Annotated in this window: 24 protein-coding genes and 1 tRNA gene; 17 read left to right on the forward strand and 8 right to left on the reverse strand. The window is 71.2% G+C overall.

Annotated elements, in window-relative coordinates; translation table 11 throughout:
• Positions 1 to 18: 18 nt before the first annotated feature.
• Genes E3O41_RS00130 through E3O41_RS00145 form a run of 4 tightly spaced genes read right to left on the reverse strand, consistent with a single transcriptional unit; the run spans position 19 to position 4,055 of the window.
• Positions 19 to 1,398: an FtsW/RodA/SpoVE family cell cycle protein gene (locus E3O41_RS00130; RefSeq protein WP_135011717.1), complete on the reverse strand. Its 1,380-nt coding sequence runs from the start codon at positions 1,396 to 1,398 to the stop codon at positions 19 to 21.
• Entirely contained in the window at positions 1,395 to 2,747 is a 1,353-nt protein-coding gene (locus E3O41_RS00135; RefSeq protein WP_067028162.1) for a Stp1/IreP family PP2C-type Ser/Thr phosphatase, read from the reverse strand. The genes E3O41_RS00130 and E3O41_RS00135 overlap by 4 nt, the downstream gene beginning before the upstream one ends.
• A gap of 9 nt (positions 2,748 to 2,756) precedes the next feature.
• Positions 2,757 to 3,275 (reverse strand): FHA domain-containing protein FhaB/FipA, encoded by a 519-nt coding sequence (locus E3O41_RS00140; protein ID WP_067028165.1) that lies wholly within the window; start codon positions 3,273 to 3,275, stop codon positions 2,757 to 2,759.
• 60 nt (positions 3,276 to 3,335) lie between these two features.
• On the reverse strand, positions 3,336 to 4,055 hold the full coding sequence (locus tag E3O41_RS00145) for an FHA domain-containing protein (protein WP_067028168.1): 720 nt from the start codon (positions 4,053 to 4,055) through the stop codon (positions 3,336 to 3,338).
• 163 nt (positions 4,056 to 4,218) lie between these two features.
• On the opposite strand from E3O41_RS00145, the gene E3O41_RS00150 reads away from it, so the two are divergent.
• A tRNA-Leu gene (locus tag E3O41_RS00150) sits at positions 4,219 to 4,302 on the forward strand.
• Between the two features lie 642 nt (positions 4,303 to 4,944).
• A complete protein-coding gene (locus E3O41_RS00155) occupies positions 4,945 to 5,151 on the forward strand; it encodes a cold-shock protein (RefSeq protein WP_067028170.1) in 207 nt (68 codons plus the stop codon).
• Between the two features lie 211 nt (positions 5,152 to 5,362).
• On the opposite strand, the gene E3O41_RS00160 is transcribed toward E3O41_RS00155, so the two are convergent.
• Positions 5,363 to 6,541: a MalY/PatB family protein gene (locus tag E3O41_RS00160; RefSeq protein WP_067028172.1), complete on the reverse strand. Its 1,179-nt coding sequence runs from the start codon at positions 6,539 to 6,541 to the stop codon at positions 5,363 to 5,365.
• Positions 6,538 to 7,305 (reverse strand): helix-turn-helix transcriptional regulator, encoded by a 768-nt coding sequence (locus E3O41_RS00165; protein ID WP_083991058.1) that lies wholly within the window; start codon positions 7,303 to 7,305, stop codon positions 6,538 to 6,540. The genes E3O41_RS00160 and E3O41_RS00165 overlap by 4 nt, the downstream gene beginning before the upstream one ends.
• A gap of 168 nt (positions 7,306 to 7,473) precedes the next feature.
• On the opposite strand from E3O41_RS00165, the gene E3O41_RS00170 reads away from it, so the two are divergent.
• From E3O41_RS00170 to E3O41_RS00205, 8 genes are read left to right on the forward strand one after another with little or no spacing between them, the layout of a single operon-like run.
• On the forward strand, positions 7,474 to 9,105 hold the full coding sequence (locus tag E3O41_RS00170) for an ABC transporter substrate-binding protein (RefSeq protein WP_135011719.1): 1,632 nt from the start codon (positions 7,474 to 7,476) through the stop codon (positions 9,103 to 9,105).
• 12 nt (positions 9,106 to 9,117) lie between these two features.
• Positions 9,118 to 10,053, forward strand: a complete 936-nt coding sequence (locus tag E3O41_RS00175; protein WP_135011721.1) for an ABC transporter permease — start codon at positions 9,118 to 9,120, stop codon at positions 10,051 to 10,053.
• Between the two features lie 9 nt (positions 10,054 to 10,062).
• Positions 10,063 to 11,337, forward strand: coding sequence for an amidohydrolase family protein (locus E3O41_RS00180; RefSeq protein ID WP_135011723.1), 1,275 nt, complete (start codon positions 10,063 to 10,065; stop codon positions 11,335 to 11,337).
• Positions 11,337 to 12,209 (forward strand): ABC transporter permease, encoded by an 873-nt coding sequence (locus E3O41_RS00185; RefSeq protein WP_067028180.1) that lies wholly within the window; start codon positions 11,337 to 11,339, stop codon positions 12,207 to 12,209. Before E3O41_RS00180 ends, E3O41_RS00185 begins: the two co-directional genes overlap by 1 nt.
• Positions 12,199 to 13,233 (forward strand): ABC transporter ATP-binding protein, encoded by a 1,035-nt coding sequence (locus E3O41_RS00190; RefSeq protein ID WP_135011725.1) that lies wholly within the window; start codon positions 12,199 to 12,201, stop codon positions 13,231 to 13,233. Before E3O41_RS00185 ends, E3O41_RS00190 begins: the two co-directional genes overlap by 11 nt.
• Positions 13,233 to 14,258 carry an ABC transporter ATP-binding protein gene (locus E3O41_RS00195; protein ID WP_135011727.1) on the forward strand — a complete coding sequence of 342 codons (1,026 nt, stop codon included), beginning with the start codon at positions 13,233 to 13,235 and terminating at the stop codon, positions 14,256 to 14,258. Before E3O41_RS00190 ends, E3O41_RS00195 begins: the two co-directional genes overlap by 1 nt.
• Positions 14,255 to 14,587: a carboxymuconolactone decarboxylase family protein gene (locus tag E3O41_RS00200; RefSeq protein WP_135011729.1), complete on the forward strand. Its 333-nt coding sequence runs from the start codon at positions 14,255 to 14,257 to the stop codon at positions 14,585 to 14,587. The genes E3O41_RS00195 and E3O41_RS00200 overlap by 4 nt, the downstream gene beginning before the upstream one ends.
• A complete protein-coding gene (locus E3O41_RS00205) occupies positions 14,584 to 15,843 on the forward strand; it encodes an MFS transporter (RefSeq protein WP_135011731.1) in 1,260 nt (419 codons plus the stop codon). Before E3O41_RS00200 ends, E3O41_RS00205 begins: the two co-directional genes overlap by 4 nt.
• A 14-nt stretch (positions 15,844 to 15,857) precedes the next feature.
• Here the strand turns inward: E3O41_RS00205 and E3O41_RS00210 are convergent, their stop codons facing one another.
• Positions 15,858 to 16,526, reverse strand: a complete 669-nt coding sequence (locus E3O41_RS00210; RefSeq protein WP_067028189.1) for an HAD hydrolase-like protein — start codon at positions 16,524 to 16,526, stop codon at positions 15,858 to 15,860.
• A gap of 140 nt (positions 16,527 to 16,666) precedes the next feature.
• Positions 16,667 to 17,362: an endonuclease NucS gene (gene nucS / locus E3O41_RS00215; RefSeq protein WP_135011734.1), complete on the reverse strand. Its 696-nt coding sequence runs from the start codon at positions 17,360 to 17,362 to the stop codon at positions 16,667 to 16,669.
• A 38-nt stretch (positions 17,363 to 17,400) separates the two neighbouring features.
• Here nucS and E3O41_RS00220 point away from each other — a divergent pair, with 38 nt between their 5' ends.
• From E3O41_RS00220 to mnhG, 7 genes are all read left to right on the forward strand, one after another.
• On the forward strand, positions 17,401 to 18,168 hold the full coding sequence (locus tag E3O41_RS00220; RefSeq protein ID WP_067028193.1) for an LLM class flavin-dependent oxidoreductase: 768 nt from the start codon (positions 17,401 to 17,403) through the stop codon (positions 18,166 to 18,168).
• A 104-nt stretch (positions 18,169 to 18,272) separates the two neighbouring features.
• The gene (locus tag E3O41_RS00225) at positions 18,273 to 21,221 is read left to right on the forward strand and encodes a Na+/H+ antiporter subunit A (protein ID WP_135011735.1); all 2,949 of its coding nucleotides are present in this window, start codon (positions 18,273 to 18,275) and stop codon (positions 21,219 to 21,221) included.
• Positions 21,218 to 21,709: a Na(+)/H(+) antiporter subunit C gene (locus E3O41_RS00230; protein WP_135011737.1), complete on the forward strand. Its 492-nt coding sequence runs from the start codon at positions 21,218 to 21,220 to the stop codon at positions 21,707 to 21,709. The genes E3O41_RS00225 and E3O41_RS00230 overlap by 4 nt, the downstream gene beginning before the upstream one ends.
• Positions 21,706 to 23,268, forward strand: coding sequence for a Na+/H+ antiporter subunit D (locus E3O41_RS00235; RefSeq protein ID WP_135011739.1), 1,563 nt, complete (start codon positions 21,706 to 21,708; stop codon positions 23,266 to 23,268). The genes E3O41_RS00230 and E3O41_RS00235 overlap by 4 nt, the downstream gene beginning before the upstream one ends.
• A complete protein-coding gene (locus E3O41_RS00240; protein ID WP_067028202.1) occupies positions 23,268 to 23,849 on the forward strand; it encodes a Na+/H+ antiporter subunit E in 582 nt (193 codons plus the stop codon). The genes E3O41_RS00235 and E3O41_RS00240 overlap by 1 nt, the downstream gene beginning before the upstream one ends.
• A complete protein-coding gene (locus E3O41_RS00245; RefSeq protein ID WP_420845472.1) occupies positions 23,846 to 24,121 on the forward strand; it encodes an MrpF/PhaF family protein in 276 nt (91 codons plus the stop codon). Before E3O41_RS00240 ends, E3O41_RS00245 begins: the two co-directional genes overlap by 4 nt.
• Positions 24,118 to 24,459 carry a monovalent cation/H(+) antiporter subunit G gene (gene mnhG, locus E3O41_RS00250; protein ID WP_067028204.1) on the forward strand — a complete coding sequence of 114 codons (342 nt, stop codon included), beginning with the start codon at positions 24,118 to 24,120 and terminating at the stop codon, positions 24,457 to 24,459. Before E3O41_RS00245 ends, mnhG begins: the two co-directional genes overlap by 4 nt.
• Positions 24,460 to 24,650 lie beyond the last annotated feature (191 nt).

Raw genomic sequence — 24,650 nt, forward strand, 5'->3', positions numbered from 1 at the left:
CGACGAGTCGAAGGGTGGTCATCCGATCACCGCCCGGGGCTGCTGGCGCACCGCGTCGCTGATGCGGAGGATCAGGGCCACGATGATCCAGTTCGCCAGCAGCGACGATCCGCCAGCCGCGAGGAACGGCGTGGTCAGGCCCGTGAGGGGGAGCAGGCGCGTGACGCCGCCGACCATGATGAACACCTGCAGTGCGAGCGTGAACGACAGCGCGGTGGACAGCAGCTTGCCGAAGTCGTCCTGACCGGCGATGCCGATCCGCAGCCCGCGGCCGACGAACACGAGGTAGAGCGCGAGGATCGCGAACACGCCCACGAGGCCGAGCTCCTCGCCGAGCGAGGGCAGGATGTAGTCGCTCTGCGACACCGGCGTGATGTAGGGCCGTCCCTGGCCGAGCCCGGTGCCGAACAGCCCGCCGTGCGCCATGCCGAACAGGCCCTGCACGAGCTGGAAGCTGCCGCCGTCGCGGTTGTAGACCTCGGGGTTGAACGCGTCGAGCCAGTTGGTGAAGCGCCAGCCGACGTACTCCAGCACGAACGACGCCGCCACCGCCGCGCCCAGGGCAAGCAGCACGCCGATGAGCATCCAGCCGGTCTTGCCCGTGGCGACGTAGAGCGTCACGACGAACATGCCGAAGACGAGCAGTCCGGTGCCGAGGTCGCGCTGGATGACGATGATGATGAGCGAGAGCGCCCAGATCACCACGATCGGCCCGAACTCGCGGGCGCGCGGGAAGGTGAAGCCCAGGAACTTGCGGCCGGTCGTGGCCAGGCTCTCGCGTGTGCGCACGAGGTAGCCGGCGAAGAAGATCGCGAGGCAGATCTTGGCGATCTCGCCGGGCTGGAAGTTGAAGCCGAAGATCCGGATCCACACCTGCGCGTTGCCGCCGCCGTTGAGGAACGGCACGAACGGCAGCAGCAGCAGCAGGATGCCGGCCAGGCCGAAGACGTACGTGTAGCGGTAGAGCACGCGGTAGTTGCCGAGGAACCACACCACGACCGCGGCGATGAGGATCGACATCGCCGCGTACGCCACCTGGTTCGCGCCGGCGGTGGCGCTCGTGCCCTGCACGCCGGAGAGGCCGATCCGGTAGATCTCGGCGATGCCGATTCCGGTCAGCAGGAACGCGATCGGCAGCACGAGGGGGTCGGCCGCGGGCGCGCGCAGCCGCAGCACCACGTGGGCCGCGAGCGCGAGCAGGCCGAGGAGTCCCGAGAGCACGAGCTCCGGCGTGGAGGTGTGCCCGAGGGCGCCGTACTGCACGAGCACCATGGCGCCCGTGGACAGGGCGATGGCGAACAGCAGCAGGAAGAGCTCGCGGTTGCGGCGCGGGGCGGGCGTGCGCACCCTGCGCAGCGCCTTGAGCACCGCGGTGTCGGCGGCGGTCACGTCGGTCATCCCTCACCTCCGTCCGGGGTCTGCGTGGGGCCGGTGGGCACGGGCGCCGGCAGCGAGCTGATCCCGGGGGTGGGCGTGCTCGTGCGGGGGGTCGGCGTGTACGGCGTCTCCTCGGCGGGGAGGTCGGCCGCGATGCGCTCGACGATCTCGCGCGCGTGCTCGAGCGAGTGCGCGGTGATCGTGCGCTCCACGGCGGCGCGGTTGGCCTCGGTGAGCTCGGTGAGCGCGATGCCGGAGTCCTCGAACGGCTCCGAGAGCGAGATCGGCCCGAGGTTGGCCTGGACGCCCTCGTAGATGACGACGCTGTCGGTGTCGGCGCCGACGAAGTACCGCGTCTGGGTCCAGTTGTAGAAGATCGTGAAGCCGGCCACGATCACGCCGACGAGCAGCACGATGCCGACGATCGCGCCGATGCGGCGGCGGCGGGCACGGCGCCGGTCCTCGGCGATGAGCTCCTCGAGGTAGTCGGAGTCGGGCTCGAAGTGGCTGGGCTCGTTGGCGGCCTGGCTGCGCGGGTGCAGCCAGCCGCTCGTGAGGCTCGAGCGCGTGACGGCGGGAACGCGCACGCCCTCGGGGTTGGAGGCCGAGCCGACGATCGACGGCGCCGCGAGGAATGCCGGATGCTTGCCGCCGACGTCGACGATGACGATGGTCACGTTGTCGGGGGCGCCGCCGTCGAGCGCCTGCTTCAGCAGCGCGTCGGCGGTGCGTGCGGGGGCCTCGTCGCGGCGCAGCACCTTGGTCATGTGCTGCTCGTCGACCACGCCCGACAGGCCGTCGGAGCACAGCAGCCAGCGGTCGCCCGGCCGGGTCTGCATGATGAACGTGTCGACCTCGGGGTTCGGGTCCATGTCGCCGAGCACGCGCATGAGCACCGAGCGGCGCGGGTGGTAGCGCGCCTCCTCGGGCGTAATGCGGCCGGAGTCCACGAGTCGCTGCACGAAGCTGTGGTCGGTGGTGATCTGGGTGAGCTCGTCGTCGCGATAGAGATAGATGCGCGAGTCGCCGATGTGGGCGATCACGGCCCACTCGTCGACCATGGCGATCGCGCTCACCGTGGTGCCCAGGCCGGCCAGCTCCGGCTGGCGCGTGACGAGCTGGATCAGGTCGCCGGCGGTGTCCTGGATCGTCTCGCGCAGCTCGATCTCGGCGGCCTGCGGGGTCTCGAAGGCGCGGTCGAGGGGCTCGAGCTTGTGGACCGCCACGCTCGAGGCGACGTCGCCGCCCGCGTGGCCGCCCATGCCGTCGGCGACGACGAACAGGTTGGACCCGGCGTACCCGGAGTCCTGGTTGTTCGATCGCACCTTCCCCGTGTGGGAGATGGCGGCGCTGGAGCCCTCGAAGACCATGCGGCGTGCTTACTTCCGCAGCTCGAACGTCGTGGCGCCGACCTTGATGGGCGCGCCGATCTTGACGGGCACGGGGGAGGAGGGCGCCACCTTCTCGCCATCGTGGAGCGTGCCGTTGGTGGAGTCCAGGTCCTGCAGCATCCACTGGTCGCCCCACAGCACGAGGCGCGCGTGGTGGCTCGAGGTGTAGTCGTCGCGGATGACGAGCCCGGCCTCCCCGGAGCGGCCGATCGTGAGCGGCTCGGTGCCCAGCGGCAGCTCGAGGCCGGCCTTCGGGCCGGAGGTGATGACGATGCGGCTGACCGTCGACGTGGTCGCGGGGCCGGTGGTGGCGGGCGCGCTGGGCGCGGGCGCCTTGGCGGGCGCGCTCGCCGGGGCGGGGCGGGCCGCGGGCGCGGCGGTCTCGGGCAGGCGGCGCACCCGGCCGCCGAAGAGGTCGGCCCGCAGCGCGAAGACGACCGACAGCACGAAGAGCCACATCAGCAGCAGGAAGCCGCCGCGCAGGATCAACAGGGTCAGCTCGCTCACTTCGACCGGCTCCGTTCCGTCACTGCGCCCGTCGCTCGCGCGTCCGAGATCACCCGCACCCTAGCGCTCCCCGATGTCGAACAGTCGAGTGCTCGAGGTCTGGGGGCGGCGGGGCGAGGCCTGCGGGATCACGCGGAAGACGATATCGGTGCGGCCGATGCGGATGATCGAACCCGAGTGGAGGGGCGCCTGCTTCGTGGCGTGCCCGTCGACCTTGGAGCCGTTGGTGGAGCCCAGGTCGCGCATCATCGCGTTCTGGCCGTCCCAGAGGATCTCGACGTGCTTGCGGCTGGTTCCGGTGTCGGCGACCGTGATGTCGGCCTCGCTGCCACGTCCGATGACGGTGCGCGAGCCGCGCAGCGGGTGCTGGCGGCCGGCGATCTCGACGACCGCCTGCCACGAGACGTCGCCCTCGGCCGAGCGGGACTCGATGGAGAGGGTGCCCGCGGCCACGGCGTCGTCCGCCCGCAGCGAGATCCGCACGGGGCCGGCGAAGCTGTAGCCCTGCGCCGAGGCGTGCTTGCGGACCATCTGGTCGAGCTCGGTCTGCAGCGCGCTGCCGAGCCGCGACATGCGCTCCTCGTCGGCGGGGTTCAGCCGCACGGTGAACTCGTTGGGCGCGAGGATGCGGTCGCGGCTGACCACGGCGGCCTTCGTGTCGAGCTCTCGACGCAGCGCCGAGGCGATCTCGACGGGCTGAATGCCGCTGCGGAAGGTCTTGGCGAACGCGCCGTTCACGGCACGTTCGAGCCCCTTCTCGAAGCTGTCCAGCAGTCCCATACGGCCCCTCCGGCACGGTGGTCGATTTCCGCCATCGTAGCCAGCGACCCTGGACGCCCCATGTCGCGACGGCGAGAACTCGCCCATCTCCGCCCCGCCCGGTTCGTTCCCCCGCCCCTCCCCGTGATATCCTCTCTAGGTTGAGTGCGGCACACGCCGCCTCGCGCGAGTGGCGGAATAGGTAGACGCGCTGGCTTCAGGTGCCAGTGTTCGCAAGGACGTGGGGGTTCAAGTCCCCCCTCGCGCACACAACGACGAAGGACCCGGCCGACTGGCCGGGTCCTTCGTCGTTTGAGGGCGTGAGGTTGCGGAATTGCACCCTAGGGCCCCTGGAGCAGAGGCTCCAACCGTCGCGAATGCGACGGTTGGAGAAGCGACAGGGACCAAGTCCGCCTCAGACCGCAAGCGGAGCGGCCCGAGGGGCCGCGGAGCATGGCCGTTCCCCTGGGCTCCCTGCCGCAAATCCGCCACGCCCGCAACCACGGCCGAGCGAGCGAGCGCAGCGATGCGAGCGGACCCCCGCCCCCTCGAAAGGTTTCGACTCCGCGGCTGCGCCGCTCCGCTCAACCCGTCTCCGCTCCGGCGCTTCGCGCCTCCGGTCGACGAGCCCGAAGGCTCACCGCCCGCGCCCCCGCCGCCCGGTGCACCGCCCTCTACCCGGGCATTCCCAGCCCCGTGTCCACCGTTTGGGGGACACGTGCCTTATATTGGTCCGGACGCCCTCTCTCGGTCGTCCGGCCCTCACTGTTTCCCCCCAACGGTGAGGGCTGTTCTCGTCTATGACGGAAGATGACGAGCCGTACCCCTATCATTCCCAGCCGCGACCGGCTAGCGTGGGCCGTGGCCGACACGTATTTGCGTCGGCTTCATCTCTATAGAACGGCAGTAAATGAGCACGCAGGGCACCGTCAAGTGGTTCAACTCGGAGAAGGGCTTCGGCTTCATTTCTCCCGACGAGGGCGGCTCTGACGTCTTCGCGCACTACACCGCAATCGAGTCTTCGGGCTACCGCTCGCTGGAGGAGAACCAGCGCGTCGAGTTCGAGATCGCCCAGGGCCCCAAGGGCCTGCAGGCGGAGAACATCCGACCGCTGTAATTCGGTAGGTAGCAGCAAGGCCCCACCCGCGTCAGCGGGTGGGGCCTTTGCGCTTTCCTGGGGGCTGATCAGCGAGCGGTCCGCGCGCAGCGTCGGCCGTTTCACGCGCCGACGAGGACATCCGCGCTCGGTCGGCCGTTCTGGCCGTCTGCCGGCCGCCCGAGCGCGGATCGCCTCCGTCAGGCGCGGATGATCCGCCCGAAAGCGCGGGTCAGCGCGCCCGGAGGGCGGCGCCCATGGCGGCGATCGCCTGCTCCATCAGCGGGCGCGGCATCGCGAAGTTGAAGCGGATGGCGGTCTCGGCGCCGTCGCCGCACATCGCCCCGTCGGTGGTGACGACGCCCGCGTGCTCGGCGAAGAACTCCGCCGGCGATCCGTCGATCCCCAGCTCGGCGCAGTCGAGCCACGCGAGGTAGGTGCCCTCCGGCGGCGTGTAGCGCACACCGGGAAGGTGCTCCGCGACGAGCTCGGCGAGCAGCCGGCGGTTGCCGTCGAGGTACGACACCACGCCGTCGAGCCACTGCCCGCCCGCGGTGTAGGCGGCGGTGTTCGCGATCACGCCGAGGTTCGCGGCGCCGTGGCCGAACGAGCGCCCGTGCTCCTCCCAGTACGCGCGATCGGCGTCGTTGGAGAGGATCAGCTGCGCGCACTTGAGGCCCGGCAGGTTCCAGGCCTTCGACGCCGAGGTGGCCGTGATGGTGTGGCCCGCGGTGACGTCGTTGATCGAGGCGTAGGGCACGTGGGGCGCGTCGTAGACGAGCGGCGCGTGGATCTCGTCCGAGAACACGCGGCCGCCGTGGCGCGCCACGACCTCGCCGATCGCGGCCATCTCGTCGCGGCGCAGCACACGGCCGATCGGGTTGTGCGGGTTGCAGAGGATGAGCAGGCCACCGCCGTCCGCGAAGGCGGCGTCGAGGGCGTCGAGGTCGTACTCCCAGCCGTCGGCGGTGCGGATCATCGGCACCTGGATGATGCGGCGCCCGTGCGCGAGCGGCACGGTGAGGAACGGCATGTAGGCGGGCGTGGGCAGGATGATCGCCGACCCGGGCTCGCTGAAGTGGTCGATCGCCAGCTCGAGGGCCGCGATGACATCGGGCATCGCCTTGACGTCGGCCGGCGCGACCTCCCAGCCGTAGCGGGCGGCCGCCCAGCCGGTGAAGGCCTCGCTCATGGCATCGGCGATCGCGGGCGGCATGTAGCCGAAGGCGCCCACGTCGACCGCGGTGTGCAGCGCACGGGTGATCGCGGGCGCGATGCCGAAGTCCATCTCGGCGACGAACGCCGGGATCTTGTCGGGGAACATGGTCCACTTCAGGCTCCCGACGGCGCGCAGGTCCTCGGGGGTGATCGCATCGAAGGCCGAGGTGGTGTCGGCAACGGTCGTGCTCATCGTGACGCTCGCTTTCGCTTGGGGGCGGCCTCGGTGGGGGCCGGGGTCTGTTCGTCCTCGAGTTCGTTCAGGTAGTTGTAGATCGTGAAGCGGGTGACGCCGAGCGAGGTGGCGATCATCTCGACCGCGTCGCGCAGCATGAACATGCCGCGGTCCTTGAGGGTGCGCACGACGGCGATCTTGTGCTCCTTGCGCATGAGATCGACCGGCACGTTCTGCTCGACGATCGCCTGATGGATCAGGTGCGAGGCGAGCTCGTCGACGTCGCGCGGGAACACCTCCTCGGGTGCCGCGGCGACCTCGGGTGCGGCGGCGGGGGCGGCGTCGGGATCGGGGAGCGCGAGCCCGCCCATGTCGGACGCGAGCCGGCCCAGCGCCTGCCACACGGAGACGTCCGAGTTCAGGCACAGCGCCGCGACCGGCGTGCCGGTGCTGTCGCGCAGGATCATGGTGGTCGAGCGCAGGCAGCGGCCGTCGGGGAGCCGCGTCGAGTACCCCACCGCGTGCTCGAAGTCGCCGGCGGCGACCTTCTGCAGCAGCAGGTCGGTGGCCGGGTCGCCGACGCGGCGGCCGGTGACGTCACCGTGCACCGCGACGATGGAGTTGGGCAGCTTCTCGAGGTCGTGCAGCACGACCTCGATCGATGACGGCAGCGATCGGCCCAGCGGCTGCACGAGGTCGGAGAACACGCGGATGAGGCGTTCCCGTTCGTCCTGCAGCGGGGTGGTCACGGCCGCGTCGGCGCGCGTCGCGGTGTCGGTCATCGACCCTCCTTCGGTGGATGAAGTCAGCATGGCGCATCCCGTGTTTCGGGTGTGTCAACTCAGTGTTGCATCTTTCAACTCGCTATTGCACACCTCAACGAAGCGTGGCTAGTCTCACCGCCAAGTAGAACGTCCCTGCTGCACTTCTCCTTCCCCCCGGAGGTCACCATGGCATCACGTCGTTTCACCGCCCCGGCGGTCGCGCTCGTCTCCCTGCTCGCTCTCGCCGGCTGCGCGGGCGCCAGTGGCGACGAGGGCGGCAACGCCCCCACGGGCGAGCCGACGCCCGGCGGCGAGGCCGTCTTCGCGGTCGACAGCAACTTCTTCGGCTTCGATCCGAACGTCACCCCCGCCGCGCAGGACGCCCGAGTCCTGCGCCAGATGTTCGACTCGCTCCTGTACCTCGACGAGTCGGGCGAGCTCCAGCCGTGGCTCGCGACGGAATGGTCGGCGAGCGACGACGGGCTCAGCTACGACTTCACGCTCCGCGACGACGTCACGTTCTGGGACGGCACCCCGTGGAACGCCGAGGCGCTGTGCTTCAACCTCAACCGCATCGTGGATCCCGCCGCCGGATCGATCTACGCCATCGGCCTCGTCGGTCCCTACGAGTCGTGCGAGGTGACCGACGAGTTCTCGGCCACCGTCACGCTGTCGGCGCCCTTCACCGCCTTCCTCAACAACCTCACCTCGCCGTTCCTCGGGATGAACTCGCCGACGGCCGCCGCGGCCGCCGACCCGGCCGACTACCTCATCAACCCCGTGGGATCGGGGCCCTTCGTCTTCGAGTCGTACACGCCGCAGGACCGCGTGGTGCTCACGCGCAACGAGGACTACGCCTGGGCGCCGGGCAATGCCGAGCATGACGGCCCCGCGTACCTGGAGAAGCTGACGTTCCAGATCATCGCCGACGCCACCGTCCGCATCGGCTCGGTGCGCTCCGGTCAGGTGCAGGGCATCGGCAACGTGCCCGAGACCGAGGTCGCCGCGATCGAGGGCGATCCGTCGATGCAGTTCATCGCGCAGCAGCAGTCGGGTGCGCCCTACCAACTGCACCTCAACGCCACCGGCGTCTTCGGCGACCCGCTCGTGCGCGAGGCGGCCCGCGCGGCGCTCGACATCGACTCGGCCGTGCAGTCGCTGTACCTCGGCACGTACGAGCGCGCGTGGGGTCCGCTCTCGCCCACGACCATCGGCTATGACGACTCCCTCGAGGGCGCGTTCGAGTTCGACCCCGAGCTCGCCGCCGACCTGCTCGACGAGGCGGGCTGGGATCTGGGGGCGGACGGCGTGCGCACCAAGGACGGCCAGACCCTCACGATCGACTACCTCGAGAACACGCCCAACCGCGAGAAGCGCCAGGATCTCGCGACGCTGTTCGAGGCGAACCTCGAGGATGTCGGCTTCGACGTGAACGTGGAGTTCCTCGCCACGGCCGAGGCGCAGACCACCCTGCAGTCCGGCGCGTACGACATCGCGGGGCTGTCGCTCGTGGCGGTCGACCCGAACGTGCTGTACCAGATGTACGACCCGCGATTCATCCCGACCCCGGGCCAGACGGGCTTCAACATGAGCCACACGGACGACCCCGCCGTCACGGAGCTCGCGGCGCAGAGCCAGTCGGCCACGGGCGACGAGCGTCTGTCGGTCGTCCAGCAGCTGCAGGCCGATGTCGTCGAGAACGTGCGCTCCATCGCGGTGTACGTGCCCACCTACACGCTGGCGCTGAACGGGCTGGAGGGGCTGCGGTTCGACCCCGAGGGCTACCCGATCTTCTTCGACGCCTACCTGGCCGGCTGATCGGAGGTCCCGATGCCCTACGTCCTGCTCTCCCGGATCGGCGCCGCGATCCCGACGGTCCTCGGGGTCATGGTGATCATCTTCGTCACCCTGCGGCTGCTGCCGGGTGATCCGATCGCCGTGATCCTGGGCGGCGCGGACGCGACCCCCGAGACGATCGCGAACCTGCGCCAGCAGTTCGGCCTGGACAAGCCCCTGCTGGAGCAGTTCTGGATCTTCTTCACCGACGCGCTCACGCTCAACTTCGGCACGTCCTACGCCACGCGCCAGCCGGTGTCGGCGACGATCGCGCAGCAGCTGCCTCACACGCTGCAGCTCGCGCTCGCCGCGGCCGCCGTGTCGGCCGTCGTGGGCATCCTGCTCGGGGTGCTCGCCGCGATCCGCCGCGGCGGGCCCGCCGATGCGCTGATCCGCGTGCTCAGCCTCATCAACACGTCGATGCCGTCGTTCTGGCTCGGCCTCATCCTCATCATGGTGTTCGCCTTCGGCCTCGGCTGGTTCCCGGCGACGGGGTCGGGCACGCCGGCGCAGCTGGTGCTGCCGGCGATCACGCTCGGCCTCTCGGCCGCGGGGACCGTGACGCGCGTCGTGCGCAACAGCGTGATCGAGGTGCTCGGCGAGAACTACGTCACGGCCCTGTACGCCAAGGGCCTGCGCCGCCGCGTCGTGGTCGGCACGCACGTGCTGCGCAACGCCGTGATCCCCACCGTCACGGTCGTCGGGCTGCAGCTCGGCGCGTTGCTGGCCGGTGCGGTGATCGTCGAGACCGTGTTCTCGCGCCAGGGGATCGGGCAGAGCCTCGTCCAGGCGATCAACGGCCAGGACTACCCGATGGTGCAGGGAATCGTGCTCGTCATCGCCTGCCTCTACGTGATCATCAACCTCGTCGTCGACATCTCCTACGCGTACATCGATCCGCGCGTGCGAGCCGTCGTCGGCAAAGCCTAAGGAGCCCGCATGCGCATCATCACGGCTGCGAAGGTCCTCACCGGACCGGATCTGGAGACCCTCGAGCGCGGCGCCGTCGTCGTGGAGGGGGACCGCATCGCGTGGGTCGGGCCCGAGGCCGACCTGCCGCGCGAGTACGACGGCGTGGAGGCGCTCGACCTGGGCGAGCTCACGCTGCTGCCCGGCCTCATCGACGCCCACGTGCACCTCGGCTTCGACGGCGGGCCGAACCCCGTCGCGCGGATGATGGCCGAGAACGACGCGCGCCAGGTGGCGACCATGCTGCGCAGCGCCCGCGAGCTGCTCAGCGCCGGCGTCACGACGGCCCGCGACCTCGGCTCGCGCGACCTGCTCGGGGTCGACGTGCGCGAGGCGATCCTCGACGGTACGGCCGACGGGCCCCGGATGCTCATCGCCGGTCCGGCCATCACCGTCACGGGCGGGCACTGCTGGTTCATGAACGGCGAGGTCGACTCGCCCGAGGAGATGCGGCGCATGGTGCGCCGGCTGCACAAGGGCACGGTCGACTGCTTCAAGGTGATGTCGACCGGCGGCAACATGACGCCGGGTTCGGCGCCGTGGCACGCGCAGTTCCCCGAGGACGACCTGGCGATCGCCGTGGAGGAGGCCCACCGCCTCGGCAAGACGATCGCCGCCCACGCCCACGGGGTGGAGGGCATCCGCCGCGCGCTCGCCGCCGGGGTCGACACGATCGAGCACTGCTCGTTCCAGACGCAGGACGGCTCCGACGGCTACGACGAGGAGCTCGGCGCCGCGATCGCCGCCTCGAACACCGCCGTCTCTCCCACGTGCTCCGCCCGCATGAAGGACTTCATGCGACTCATGCCGTGGCGCCGGTTCGCCCTCGGCGACCTCTACCGCGCGGGGGCGACGATCATCGCCTCGACCGACTCGGGCATCGACAACAACCCGCACTGGGCGTTCGTGTACGCGCTGGAGGCGATGCTCATGACGGGCATGTCGGCCCGCGACGTGCTGCTGTCGGCGACCTCGGTCTCGGCCCGCGTGCTCGGCATCGATCACGTGGCCGGCAGCATCGCCCCGGGCCTGTCCGCCGACCTGCTCGCGGTGGCGGGCGATCCGCGCGAGGACATCGCGGTGCTGCACGACCTGCGGCTGATCGTCGCGCGCGGCCGGGACTTCGCCCCCGACCCGCTCCCGGCGTTCGAGCCGCTCGACGACGACAACCTGCCCGAGATGTTCCGGCGCATGCTCGACGCGCACGCGGCGGAGCCGCAGCCCGAGCCGGCGGAGGTGGTCTGATGGCGACCGCGACGCTCGTCGATCCGCTCACCCTGCCGATCGCCTCCACCCGGCGGCGGCGCAAGGTCGGCCCGGATCTCATCGTCCTCTCGGCCGCCCTGCTGTGGCTCGCCGTCGTGCTCGTCGCGGCGATCGTGCCGGCCGTGTTCTCGTCGGGCGATCCCACGGCGCTCGACCCGGCGATGGCCCTGCGGGCCCCCGGGGTCGACGGGTTCCTGCTCGGCAGCGACCACTACGGCCGCGACATCGTCACGCTCCTGGCCTACGGGGCGCGGATGGCGGTCGTCATCGGGCTCACGGCGACGGCGCTGGGATTCGCGATCGGCACGCTCCTGGGGCTCGTCGCCGGGTACGCGGGCGGCTGGCTCGACATGGTGATCGGGCGCTTCATCGACATGCTGATGTGCTTCCCGGGCGTGCTGCTCGCCATGATCATCGCCGCCGGCCTGGGGGCGTCGACGAACAACCTCATCATCGCGGTCGGCATCTCGGCCGTGCCGGGCTTCGCGCGCGTGATGCGCGGTCAGGCGATGACGGTGCGCTCGCGGCTGTTCATCGAGGCCGCGGACTCCGTCGGCTTCTCGCCGTGGCGGATCCTCTGGCGCCACATGCTCCCCAACGCGCTGGCCCCCTCGGTCGTCATGGCGACCGTCACGGTCGGCACGTCGATCGTCGCCGCGGCCTCGCTGAGCTTCCTGGGGCTGGGTGTGCGGTCCGAGATCCCCGACTGGGGCCAGCTGCTCGCTCTCGGGCAGCCGTACCTCTCGTCGGCATGGTGGATCACCACATTTCCGGGAATCGTCCTGACGCTGACGGTCATCGCCGTCAGCCTGGCGGGCGACTGGCTGAGGGACAGGTTCGATGTCGAGTGATGTGCTGGCGATGACCGAGGTGCACGAGCCCGCGACCGGCGGAGGCCGGCTGCTGCGGATCGAGGACCTCGAGGTCACGGTCCACAAGCAGCAGGGCCCGGTCTCGCTCGTGCGCGAGACCAGCTTCGAGGTGCGCGAGGGGGAGATCGTCTGCCTCGTGGGCGAGTCCGGATCGGGCAAGTCGGTGACGGCCCGCACGATCATGGGCCTGACGCAGCTCGACGACAACATGGAGGTGACCGGGCGCATCCTGCTCGGCGACGAGGATCTCGTCGCGCTGCCGGCGGATCGGGTGCGGCGGCTGCGGGGGCGCGATCTGACGATGGTGTTCCAGGAACCGCTGAGCTCGCTCGACCCCGTCTACACCGTCGACTTCCAGCTGCGGGAGGCGCTGCGCCGGCGCGAGAGGCTGGGCCGGCGGGCCGAGCGCGACCGGCTCGTCTCGGCACTGCGCGAGGTGGGCATCCACGACGGCGACCGCGTGCTGCAGAGCTACCCCCACCAGCTCTCCGGCGGCATGTGCCAGCGCGTGATGATCGCCATGGCCCTGCTCGGTCGCCCGCGCCTGCTCATCGCCGACGAGCCGACCACCGCGCTCGACGTCACGGTCCAGGCGCAGATCCTCGACCTCATCGACCGGCTCCGGCGCGAGGAGGGTATGGCGGTGCTGCTCGTGACGCACGACATGGGCGTGGCGGCGGATCTGGCCGATCGGGTGATCGTCATGTATGCCGGCCAGGTGGTCGAGGACGCCGCGCCGCGCGACATCTTCGCCCGGCCCGCCCACCCCTACACGGCCGGGCTGCTCGCCTCGATCCCGCCGATGATCGGGGAGCGCCCGGCGCGGCTGCCGGCGATCCCCGGATCGGTGCCCGACCCGTCCGCGCTGCCGTCCGGGTGCTCGTTCCATCCCCGCTGCACGTTCGCCACCGAGGCGTGCCTCACGACGCGGCCGGCTGCCCGCGAGATCGACGGCCGGCAGGTGGCGTGCTGGAACCCGCTCGTCGAGGAAGGAGTCGCGTGATGGCGACCACGCAAGGGCCGATCCTGCGGCTGACCGACGTCACCAAGGAGTTCACCGTCCGCAGCGGCCGCGGCGCGCTCGCTCCGAAGTCCACGCTGCGGGCCGTCGACGGCGCCACGCTCGAGATCGGCTACGGCGAGACCTTCGCCCTCGTGGGGGAGTCCGGGTCGGGCAAGTCCACGCTCGGCCGCCTGGCCGTGGGCCTGCTGCCGGTGACCTCGGGCACCGTCGACTTCGAGGGCGAGGAGCTCACGGCGATGTCGAAGGCGCAGCTGCGCGCGCGTCGGCGCCGGATGCAGGTGGTGTTCCAGGACCCGCTCGGCTCGCTCAACCCCCGCATGTCGGTGGGCGACATCATCGCCGAGCCGCTGCGGGTGTTCGAGGGGCTGCGCGGCAAGGCGCTGGAGGATCGCGTCACCGAGCTGCTCGAGCAGGTCGGTCTCAATCCGGCCCGCCGCACGGCGCGCCCGCGCGCGATGTCGGGCGGGCAGCGCCAGCGCGTGGGGATCGCCCGCGCGATCGCCCTGAACCCGTCGCTCATCCTCGCCGACGAGGCGGTCTCGGCCCTCGACGTCTCGGTGCAGGCGCAGATCACCAACCTCATGGTCGATCTGCGCGAGCGGCTGGGGCTGTCGTATCTGTTCATCGCCCACGGCCTGCCCATCGTCCGCCACATCGCGCAGCGCGTCGGCGTGATGTACCTGGGCCGGCTCGTCGAGGTCGGACCGACGGAGCAGATCTTCGCCGACCCGCAGCATCCCTACACGCGCGCGCTCCTGGCCGCCTCGCCCGTGCCGGATCCCTCGATCACGCGCGAGCGCATCCTGCTGAAGGGCGAGCCGCCCTCGCCGATGAACCTGCCCTCGGGCTGCCGCTTCCGCACCCGGTGCCCGATTGCGCAGGACGTCTGCGCCGAGGTCGCGCCGCCGCGGATCACCGTGGGCGCGAACGAGGTCGAGTGCCACTTCCCGGGCGCGCCCGTGCCCGAGGCGGATTCGCCGGAACTGATCGGAGCCCTGCCATGACCCAGCCGTCCCCCGTCGTCACCGGCGCGACCCTCCTGGCCGAGGGAGCGCCCGCGATGAACGCCGCGTTCGCCGAGTTCAACGCCGCCGTGTTCGCGGACGACACCGCGCTCGACCGTAGGACGAAGGAGCTGCTGGCGGTGGCCGTGGCCCTCACCACCCAGTGCCAGGGGTGCCTGCGGGCGCACACGGCCGCGGCGCTCCGGGCGGGGGCGACGCAGGCGCAGCTCGCCGAGACCGTGCACGTGGCCGCCGCGCTGCGGGCCGGCGGCGCGATGTTCCACGGCAGCTCGTACGTGATGCCGCACACGCACGAACCGGGCGCATGACGTCGGTGATCGAGGCCGCGCCCGCCCACACGGCCCTCGCCCGGCGTCGGATCGGCGTGCTCATCGCGTCGAACCTGCTGGGCGGGGTCGGTGTGGCCTCGAGCGTGGCCGTGGGCGGGCTGCTCGCCGAGCGCCTGGGCGGCACGGCGTTTGCCGGCTTCGCGCAGGCCACGAGCGTGCTCGGCGCGGCCGTCGCGGCGATCCCCCTGGCCTCGCTCGCCGCCCGGGGCGGGAGACGCGCCGCGCTCACCACCGGCTACGCGATCGCCCTCATCGGCGGCCTGGTGATCATCGCCTCGACGCTGATGCAGCAGTTCGTCGTGCTGCTGGTCGGGCTGGCGATGTTCGGCGTCGCCCAGGCCGTGAACCTGCAATCGCGCTACGCGGCCGGCGACAACGCCGACCCGGCGGCGCGGGGGCGGATCATGTCGCTCGTCATCTGGTCCACGACGATCGGCTCGGTGCTGGGGCCGAACCTCACGAACATCGCCAACGAGGTCGGCTTCGTGCTCGGGCTGCCCGAGCTGGCCGGCCCCTACACCTTCTCGATCGCCGCGATCGCCGTGGCGGGGCTCATCATCGCGCTGCTTTACGGGGGAGAGGTCGTCGCCCGACCGGAGCCCGGCGACCCCGTCGTGGCCACCGCGAGCGTGGGGGCGTGGGCCGCGCTGCGGTGGGCGTTCGCGAACCCGACCGCGCGGATGGCGGTCGTGCTCACCGCCTGTGCGCACGCCGTCATGGTGATGGTCATGGTGATGACGCCGATCCACATGCAGCATCACGGCGACTCGCTCACCGTGGTCGGCATCGTGATCAGCCTGCACGTGCTCGGCATGTACGCCGTCAGCCCGCTGTTCGGGTGGGTGGCGGACCGGTTCGGCGCCGTGCGGAGCGCGGCGGGCGGGGTAGCGGTGCTGCTCGCGGCGGTCGTGCTGGGCCTCATCGCCGCGACGGCGGGCGGCGCGTGGACCCCCGCTGCGCTGACCGTGCTCGGCGTGGGGTGGTCGTGGTGCGTGATCTCGGCCTCGACGCTGCTCGCCTCGACGCCCGATCCGCGTGTACGGGTGCCGCTGCAGGGCGTGACCGACGCCGGCATGAACTACGCGGGAGCGGCGGCGGCCGCGTTGGCCGGGCCGATCCTCGCCCTCGGCGGCTTCCACGCCGTGAACATCGCGGCGCTCGTGCTGCTCGCCCCGGCCACCGCGCTCGTCGTCGCGCGACTGGTGCGCGGGGGCGCGCCCGTGGCCGGCGGCTGAGCGCCTCCGGTCGTTCAGTCGGTCAGGAGCAGGGGGCGCAGCTGGTCGGCGGTGTCGACCACCGCGTGCGCGCCGGCGTCCTCGCCCGGGTTGCCGAAGCCCCACCGCACGAAGATCACCGGGATGCCGTACTCGGCCGCGCCGTCGACGTCGTGGTGGCGATCGCCGATCAGCACCGGCCGCGACGTGTCCACGCCCGCGTCGCGGAGCCGCTCGAGCGCGCGGCCCAGCACATCGGCCTTCGTGTCGAGCACGGTGGCGTCGGCGCGGGCGCCCGTGATCGTGGCGAAGCAGTCGGCCAGGCCGTAGTGCGTGAGGATCGCGAAGACCTGGTTCTCGGGCTTGGTGCTGGCCGTGCCCTGGGGGACGTCCGCCGCGTGCAGCGCGCGGATGATCTCCGGAACGCCGGGATAGAGGTCGACGGCCGCCGCGTAGCCCTCGCGCGACGCGAGCTCGCGGTACGTGCGGACGGCCTCGACGGCCTCGTCGGGTGTGAGCCCGCCGCGCACCTCGAACGACTCCAGCAGGGGCGGGCCGATCCAGTGGCGCAGATCCTCGGGCGCCGGGGGCGTGCGTCCCAGCGCGGTCAGCACCGCGGTGATGCGGGGCAGGATGCCGGGCGAGGCGTCGGCGACCGTTCCATCGACATCCCAGAGGACGCAGGACCAGGGGGATGTCGGCATGAATCCAGCGTATCCGCCGGCGCGCGCGGCCCGGTCCCGGGCGGGTGTCCCGTTCCGCGAGACCGCATCTTTGCGCCGAGACCCGGACGTTCCGCCGCTGTCTCGGCGCGCGGATGCGGTCTCGGCGTGAAGACGCGGTCTCAGAACAGGCGAGGGATGCCCGACTCGATGCCCTTCATGTCGTCGTAGTCGAGCACGAGGCAGCGGATGCCGCGGTCCTCGGCCAGCACGCGCGCCTGCGGCTTGATCTCCTGCGCGGCGAACACGCCCTGGATGCCGGTGAGCAGCGGGTCGCGGCCGAGGAGCTCGAGGTACCGCGTGAGCTGCTCGACGCCGTCGATGTCGCCGCGGCGCTTGACCTCGATCGCGATCGGCACGCCCTGCGCGTCGCGCACGAGCAGGTCGACGGGCCCGATCGCGGTCGGGTACTCGCGCCGCACCAGCGTGGCGCCCTCGGCGATGCGATCGACCTGCTCGGCCAGCAGCCGCTGCAGGTCGGACTCCACGCCGTCCTTGATGAGGCCGGGGTCGACGCCCAGGTCGTGCGACGAGTCGCTGATGATCTCGTGGATGCGCACCAGCAGGGCGTCGCCCGTCTTCTGGTGCGTCACCTTCCACACCTCGACCACGCCGGCCGCGGCCAGCTCCTCGTCGGGAGCGATCACGTCGAGCCGGCAGGGCGGGCTCATCCAGTTGAGGGGCTTGTACGACCCGCCGTCGGAATGGATGAGGAGGCTGCCGTCGCCCTTGTGCATGAGCACCCGCTTCGCGAGGGGCAGGTGCGCGTTGAGGCGACCGGTGTAGTCGACGGAGCACTCAGCGATGACAAGACGCACCGGATGAGCCTAGCCCGCCCGCCCGATACCGTGGGCGCATGCGCATCGGATACGGGATCATGGGCACGCTCGACCTCGACGTGGTGCGGGCGATCGCGCCGGAGCTGGAACGGGCGGGCATCGCGACGCTGTGGGTGAACCAGCCGGGCCGCAACGGCGACGCGCTCGCGGCGATGGCCGCCGCCGCCGCGGCGACGACGACCCTGCGCGTGGCCTCGGGCGTGATCCCCGTCGACGCGTTCCCCGCCGAGCAGCTGGTCGGGCGCGTGCGCGAGCTCGGGCTGCCGGTCGATCGGACCGTCATCGGCATCGGGTCGTCGCAGAAGCCGAGCCCCCTCACCCGGGTCGGCGAGGCGGCCGCGCACCTGAAGGCCGAGCTCGGCGTCCGGGTGGTGGTCGGCGCGCTCGGACCCAAGATGCGGCGCCTGGGCGCGACCGAGGCCGACGGCGTGGTGCTCAACTGGCTCACGCCCGACGCGGCCCGGCAGGCGCGCGCCGACCGCGACGCCGACGACCCCGAGGCGCGCGCCGAGCTGGCGCTGTACGTGCGCACGGCGCTTCCGCCGGCGCACGAGCGCGTGCGGGCCGAGGCCGAGACCTACGGCCGGATCCCCACGTACGCGGCGAACTTCGCGCGGTACGGCTACGCCCCGGTGGACGCGGCGATCCTCGCGGCCGGGCCGGAGGAGGTCCGCCCCCGGCTGCGGGCGTACGACGGCATCGTCGACGAGGTCGTGGTGCGCGGCGTCACGGCCGGCGACACCGTGGCGGAGCATCTCGAGCTCGTGCGTGCGGCGGCAGCATGATCCATTCCGTAAGCGGAATGTCGCGTTCCGGAGACGCTCAGGGAGCGCCCAGGTAGACTGAAGAAACCCACGACGACCCCGCTCAGCCGCGAGAGGAGCCGCCTATGCTGCCGCTTCTCTGCGCGTTCGGTATCGGGTCGCTGATCACGGCCCTTCTCGCGCGACCGCTCGGGGCCCGCGTCTTCTTCGTCGCCGCCGCCTTCCCGCTGGCCGCGTTCGTGCACGCCCTGCTTCAGGTGCCGGCGATCGTCGGCGGGGGCATCGTCGCCGAGAGCGCGGTGTGGATCACGGCGCTCGACATCCGGCTCTCGATGCGGATGGACGCGCTCGGGGCCCTCATGGCGCTCATCGTCACCGGCGTCGGCGCGCTCGTGATGATCTACTGCGCCGTGTACTTCCGCGGCAAGCGCGACGGGCTGCCGCTCTTCTCCGGGGTGCTTCTCGCCTTCGCCGGCGCGATGTACGGGCTCGTGCTCACCGACGACCTCGTCGTGCTCGTGATGTTCTGGGAGCTGACGAGCATCCTGTCGTACCTGCTCATCGGCTTCTACCACCTGCGTGCCGCCAGCCGGCGTGCGGCGCTGCAGGCGCTGCTGACCACCACGCTGGGCGGTCTCGTGCTCCTCGTCGGCGTGGTGATGCTCGTGGCCACCGGCGGCACGACGAGCATCTCGGGTCTGCTGGCCGACCCGCCGACGGGCGGGCTCGTCGACGCGGCGCTCGTGCTCGTGCTCGTGGGCGTGCTCAGCAAGTCGGCCATCTTCCCGTTCCACTTCTGGCTGCCCGGCGCCATGGCGGCGCCGACGCCCGTGAGCGCGTACCTGCACGCGGCCGCGATGGTCAAGGCCGGCATCTACCTGCTCGCCCGCTTCGCCCCGGTCTTCGCCGAGGCGGGGCCGTGGCGGCCGATCGTCATCAGCCTCGGGCTGCTCACCATGCTGCTCGGGGGCGTGCAGGCCCTGCGCGAGCACGACCTCAAGCGCATCCTCGCCTTCGGCACCGTGAGCCAGCTCGGCTTCATCGCCGTGGTGGTGGGCTTCGGCACGCGCGATGCGGCGCTCGCCGGCGGCGCGCTCATCCTCGCCCACGCCCTGTTCAAGTCGACGCTGTTCCTCGTCGTGGGCGTCATCGACCGGCAGCTGTCCACGCGCGACATCGATCAGCTCAGCGGCCTCGCGCGCCAGGCGCCCACCATGGCGGTGACCGCGCTCGTCGCGGTCGCCTCGATGGCCGGCATCGCCCCGACCCTGGGATTCCTCGCGAAGGAGGCGGCGCTCACGGCGCTCATCGACGAGGCGCTGGCCGGCGGCGTCTGGGGCTGGATCGCCCTCGTCGGCGTCGCGCTCGGCTCGGTGCTGACCGTCGCCTACGGCATCCGCTTCCTCTGGGGGGCGTTCGGCACCAAGCGGGATCGCGACGGCCAGCCGCGGCCCACGACGCACTGGCCCGACCCGCCGCTGGGCTTCCTCGCGGCGCCGATCGTGCTGGCCGCGCTCGCGCTGGGCCTCGGCCTGATCGGCCCGCAGCTCGAGATGCTCCTCACGGCATACGCCGACACCGCGCCTGGCACGGCGCACGCCCACCTGGTGCTGTGGCACGGCCTGCAGCCGGCGCTGTTCGTCTCGCTCGGCACGATCGTCCTGGGCGCGCTCCTGTTCTGGCTCGCCCGTGCCACGGCCTTCGACATCACCGGGCGGATCATGCCCTTCACGGCATCCGACCTCTACTTCCTGGTGGTGCGCGGCATCGATCGCCTCTCCGTGGCGGTCACGCGCTTCACCCAGCGCGGATCGCTCCCCATCTACGTCGGCACGGTGTTCCTCGTGCTCATCGCCTCGCAGGGCACCGTGCTGCTCGCGGGCCGCGAGTGGCGGGCGGCGCTGGACGCCTGGCAGCACCCCGTGCAGATCGCCGCCGCGCCGATCATGATCATCGCCGGCGTCATCGCCGTGATGGCCCGCAAGCGCTACACCGGCGTCGTGCTCGTCTCGGTGACGGGCCTCGGCATGGTCGTGCTGTTCGCCACCATGGGCGCGCCCGACCTCGCGCTCACCCAGGTCCTCGTCGAGGCGGTCACCCTCGTGGCGTTCGCGCTCGTGCTGCGGCGGCTGCCGTCGCGACTGGGCGCGCACAGCGGTAGCTCGCGGCCGGTGCTGCGCGCCGTGATCGGCGGCGCGGTCGGCGTGACCATGGCGCTGCTCGTCATGATCGCCACCGGCGCGCGGGTCGCCGAGCCGATCTCGACCGACTGGGCCGCGATGGCGTACGAGATCGGTCACGGGCGCAACGTCGTGAACGTGGCGCTGGTCGACCTGCGCGGCTGGGACACGATGGGCGAGCTCTCAGTGCTCGTGCTCGCGGCGACCGGCGTGGCCTCGCTCGTGTTCGTCACGCACCGCACCGACAACTCGCTGGCGCGGCTGAGCCGTCGGCTGCCGATCAAGAGCCGGATCGCCGCGAACCGCGCCTCGCGCCGCCCGCTCGTGGAGACGACCGAGGGCGTGCGCCCGCAGAACGCCGGCAACCGGAACAGCCCGCGTGCCTGGCTCGTGGGCGGGCAGAAGCTGCAGAGCGAGTCGCGATCAATCATCCTCGAGGTCGTCGTGCGCATCCTCTTCCACACGATCATCGTCGTGTCGATCTACCTGCTCTTCGCGGGACACAACCTCCCGGGCGGCGGCTTCGCCGGCGGGCTCGTGGCGGGCATGGCGCTCGTGATGCGCTACGTCGCCGGCGGCCGCTGGGAGCTCGGTGCCGCCGCGCCCGGCGACGCGGGCCAGCTGCTGGGCGTGGGCATGATCCTCGCCGTCGGCACCGCCGTGGCGCCGATGCTGTTCGGCCTCGACCCGCTCACCCGCGCGGTGTGGGAGGCAGACCTGCCCGTCGTCGGCCACATCGAGTTCGTCAGCTCGACGATCTTCGACATCGGCGTGTACCTCGTCGTCATCGGCCTCGTGCTCGATGTGCTGCGCAGCCTCGGCGCCGAGGTCGACAAGCAGCTCAAGGAGTCGGCCGACCAGCCCTTCCGCGCGAGCACGGGAGGCGCCCGATGAACGTCTCGCTCACCCTCGTCGTGATCATGGCCGTGCTCTATGCCGGCGGCGTCTACGCGATGCTCGAGCGCAGCCTCACCCGCGTGCTCATCGGGTTCCTGCTGCTGGGCAACGCCACCAACCTGCTGCTGCTGATCGTCATGGGCGTGCCGGGCGGGGCGCCGTTCTACGGCGACGACGGCCCGCAGAGCGATCCGCTGCCGCAGGCCCTCGTGCTCACGGCGATCGTGATCACCTTCGCGGTCAGCGCCTTCCTGCTCGCGCTCATCTACCGCTCGTGGCAGCTCGGGCAGGCCGACCTCGTCGAGGACGACGCCGAGGACATCGCGCTGCGCGAGCGCGCCGCCGACACCTCCGACGTCATGGAGGACGAGGAGGACGACGCCGATCTGGACGATGAGGCGACCACCGACTTCGTGGGCCTCGACACGTCGCCGCTGACGATCATCGCGTCCTCGCCCGACATCGATCGGCGGGACGAACGATGACCTGGAGCCTTCTCGTCCCGATGCTCGTGTGCCTGCCGCTGCTGGGCGCCGCGATCACCCTCGTGCTCGGACACCACCGGCGCTGGCAGGTGGGCGTCTCGATCGGCACGCTCACGCTGACCTTTGGCATCGCCGTGGTGCTGCTGCTCGTGGTCGACGCCGGCAACCCGCTCGCGGTGAGCGTGGCGGGCTGGGACCTGCCGTTCGGCATCGTCCTCTACGTCGACCGGCTGTCGGCGCTGCTCGTGGCGGTCTCGAGCGTGGTGCTGCTGGCGGTGCTGCTCTTCTCGGTCGGGCAGGGCGCGGCCGACGGCGATGACGACACCCCGGTGTCGATCTTCCACCCCTCGTACCTCATCCTCGCGGCCGGCATCTTCGACGCCTTCATCGCGGGCGACCTGTTCAACCTCTACGTGGGCTTCGAGATCCTGCTGGTGGCCTCGTACGTGCTCATCACGCTGGGGTCCACGGAGTCGCGGATCCGCACGGGCACGGTGTACATCGTCGTCTCGCTCGTCTCGAGCATCCTGTTCCTCAGCGCGATCGCCATGATCTACGGCGCCCTGGGCACGGTCAACATGGCGCACATCGCCGAGCGGATGACCGAGCTGCCGCAGGACGTCCAGCTGCTGCTGCACCTGCTGCTCGTGCTCGCCTTCGCGATCAAGGCCGCGGTGTTCCCGCTGTCGTTCTGGCTGCCCGACTCGTACCCCACGGCGCCCGCGCCGGTGACGGCGGTGTTCGCGGGCCTGCTCACCAAGGTCGGCGTCTACGCCCTCATCCGCACCGAGACGCAGCTGTTCCACGACTCCGACATCAACACGCTGCTGCTCATCGTGGCCCTCGCGACCATGGTCGTCGGCATCCTCGGCGCCGTGGCGCAGGCGGAGCTCAAGCGCATCCTGTCGTTCACGCTCGTGAGCCACGTGGGCTACATGGTGTTCGGGCTCGCGATCGCCACGGAGGCGGCGATCGGCGCGACGATCTTCTACATGATCCACCACATCGTGGTGCAGACGACGCTCTTCCTCGCGGTGGGGCTGATCGAGCGCCGGGCGGGATCGACGTCGATCCTGAAGGTGAAGGGGCTGATGACGGCGGCGCCGCTCATCGCCGTGCTCTACTTCATCCCCGCGCTGAACCTCGGCGGCCTGCCGCCGTTCTCGGGCTTCCTCGGCAAGTTCGCCCTGTTCGACGCGGCCGCCGCGCAGGGCACCCCGCTCATGTACGTGCTGATCGTGGGCGGCATCCTCACGTCGCTGCTCACGCTCTACGCCCTGATGCGCGCGTGGAACCTGTCGTTCTGGCGCGAGGAGGAGGACTCCAGCGAGACCGAGGCCCGCATCGCCCACCTCGGCCAGGCGCCCGAGGCGCAGCAGCAGAACGAGCGCCGGGTGATCCCGCGGATCATGACCGCCGCGACGGTGGGCATGGTCGCGCTGTCGGTGGGCCTGACCGTCTTCGCCGGCCCGCTCTACGAGATCTGCGATCGGATCGGCCAGTCGCTGCTGCAGCCGATCTCGCTCGTGGAGCTCGACGGCGTGGAGGAGGGTTCCTGATGGACGCGCGCTCCCGGCTGCTGCTGATCTGGCGCCAGCTGCCGTTCTTCGTCTGGCTCGTCGTGCTGTGGATGCTGCTGTGGGGGCAGCTCACCGCGCTCGCGCTCGTGACCGGCGTGCTCGTGGCGGTGTTCGTGACCACGTGGTTCCGCCTGCCGGTGGCGCAGATGTCGGGCCGGGTGAACCTCTGGTACGGCCTCGTGTTCGTCGTGACCTTCGTCATCGAGCTCGTGCACGGCGCCCTCAGCGTGTCGTGGGAGGTGCTGCGGCGGGGTCGGACGCGGGCGGCGATCATCCGCGTGCCGCTGCGCATCGACGACGACCTGATCATGACCCACACCGCGGTGGCGGCCTCGCTCATCCCGGGCTCCACGGTGATCGAGGCCGATCGCGAGCGCCGCGTGCTGTACCTGCACGCGATCGGCATGCGCGACATGGCCGCCGTCGAGGGCCAGCGCCGCCGCGTGCAGCGCTGGGAGGAGCGGATCGTGAAGGCGGTCGGCTCGCGCGCGCAGCTGCGCACCATCCGGGACGGCGGCGGGCCGGTGGCCGATCTCATCGACGCGGGAGGTGCCTCGTGAGCGTGCAGTCCGTCCTCGTCATCGCGATCATCGCGGTCTTCGCCGCCGCGGCGCTCGTCGCGCTCGTGCGGCTGGTGCAGGGCCCGTCGATCCTCGACCGCGCCGTGGCCAGCGACGTGCTCCTGACCGAGGTGATGTGTCTGCTCGGCGCCGAGATGGTCATCAACCAGCACGCGCGGACGCTCCCCGTGCTGCTCATCATCGCGGCGATCGGCGTGTTCGGCACCGTCGCGGTGGCCCGCTTCGTCGCGCGAAGGGATCAGCAGTCATGAGCGCCCTCATCGACATCGTCGCGCTCGCGCTCGTGCTGGCGGGGGCGCTGCTGTGCCTCATCGCGTCGATCGGCCTGCTGCGGCTGGGCGATGTGCCCTCGCGCCTGCACGCGGCCACCAAGCCGCAGGTGCTCGGCCTGCTGCTCATCGCCACCGCGATCGCCCTCACGGCGCGGTCGTGGACGACGCTCGCGATGCTCGCGCCCGTGGTGCTCATCCAGCTCGCCACCGCCCCGCTCTCGGCGCACATGGCCGGCCGGCAGGCCTACCGCAACGGCAGGATCGACGCCGACTCCCTCATCGTCGACGAGCTCGCCGACGAGCGCGACCGGGGCTGAGGGCGCGCGATTCTTGGCGAGGGCAACCCGGCTGCCGAGGAGGATCGGGCCCGGGTTCGCCCTCGGGAACCGGGAACTCCTCGCGGTTCGTGAAATGATTGTTACAGAAAGCGCGCTACGTCGTGTGGATGGAATGAATATGCCACATTGATGGAAGCCGGAACCTCTCTGTCACTCCGGCGAAGGGGGCT

It is taken from the genome of Microbacterium sediminis, from assembly GCF_004564075.1.
In the GTDB taxonomy this organism is placed as follows: domain Bacteria; phylum Actinomycetota; class Actinomycetes; order Actinomycetales; family Microbacteriaceae; genus Microbacterium; species Microbacterium sediminis.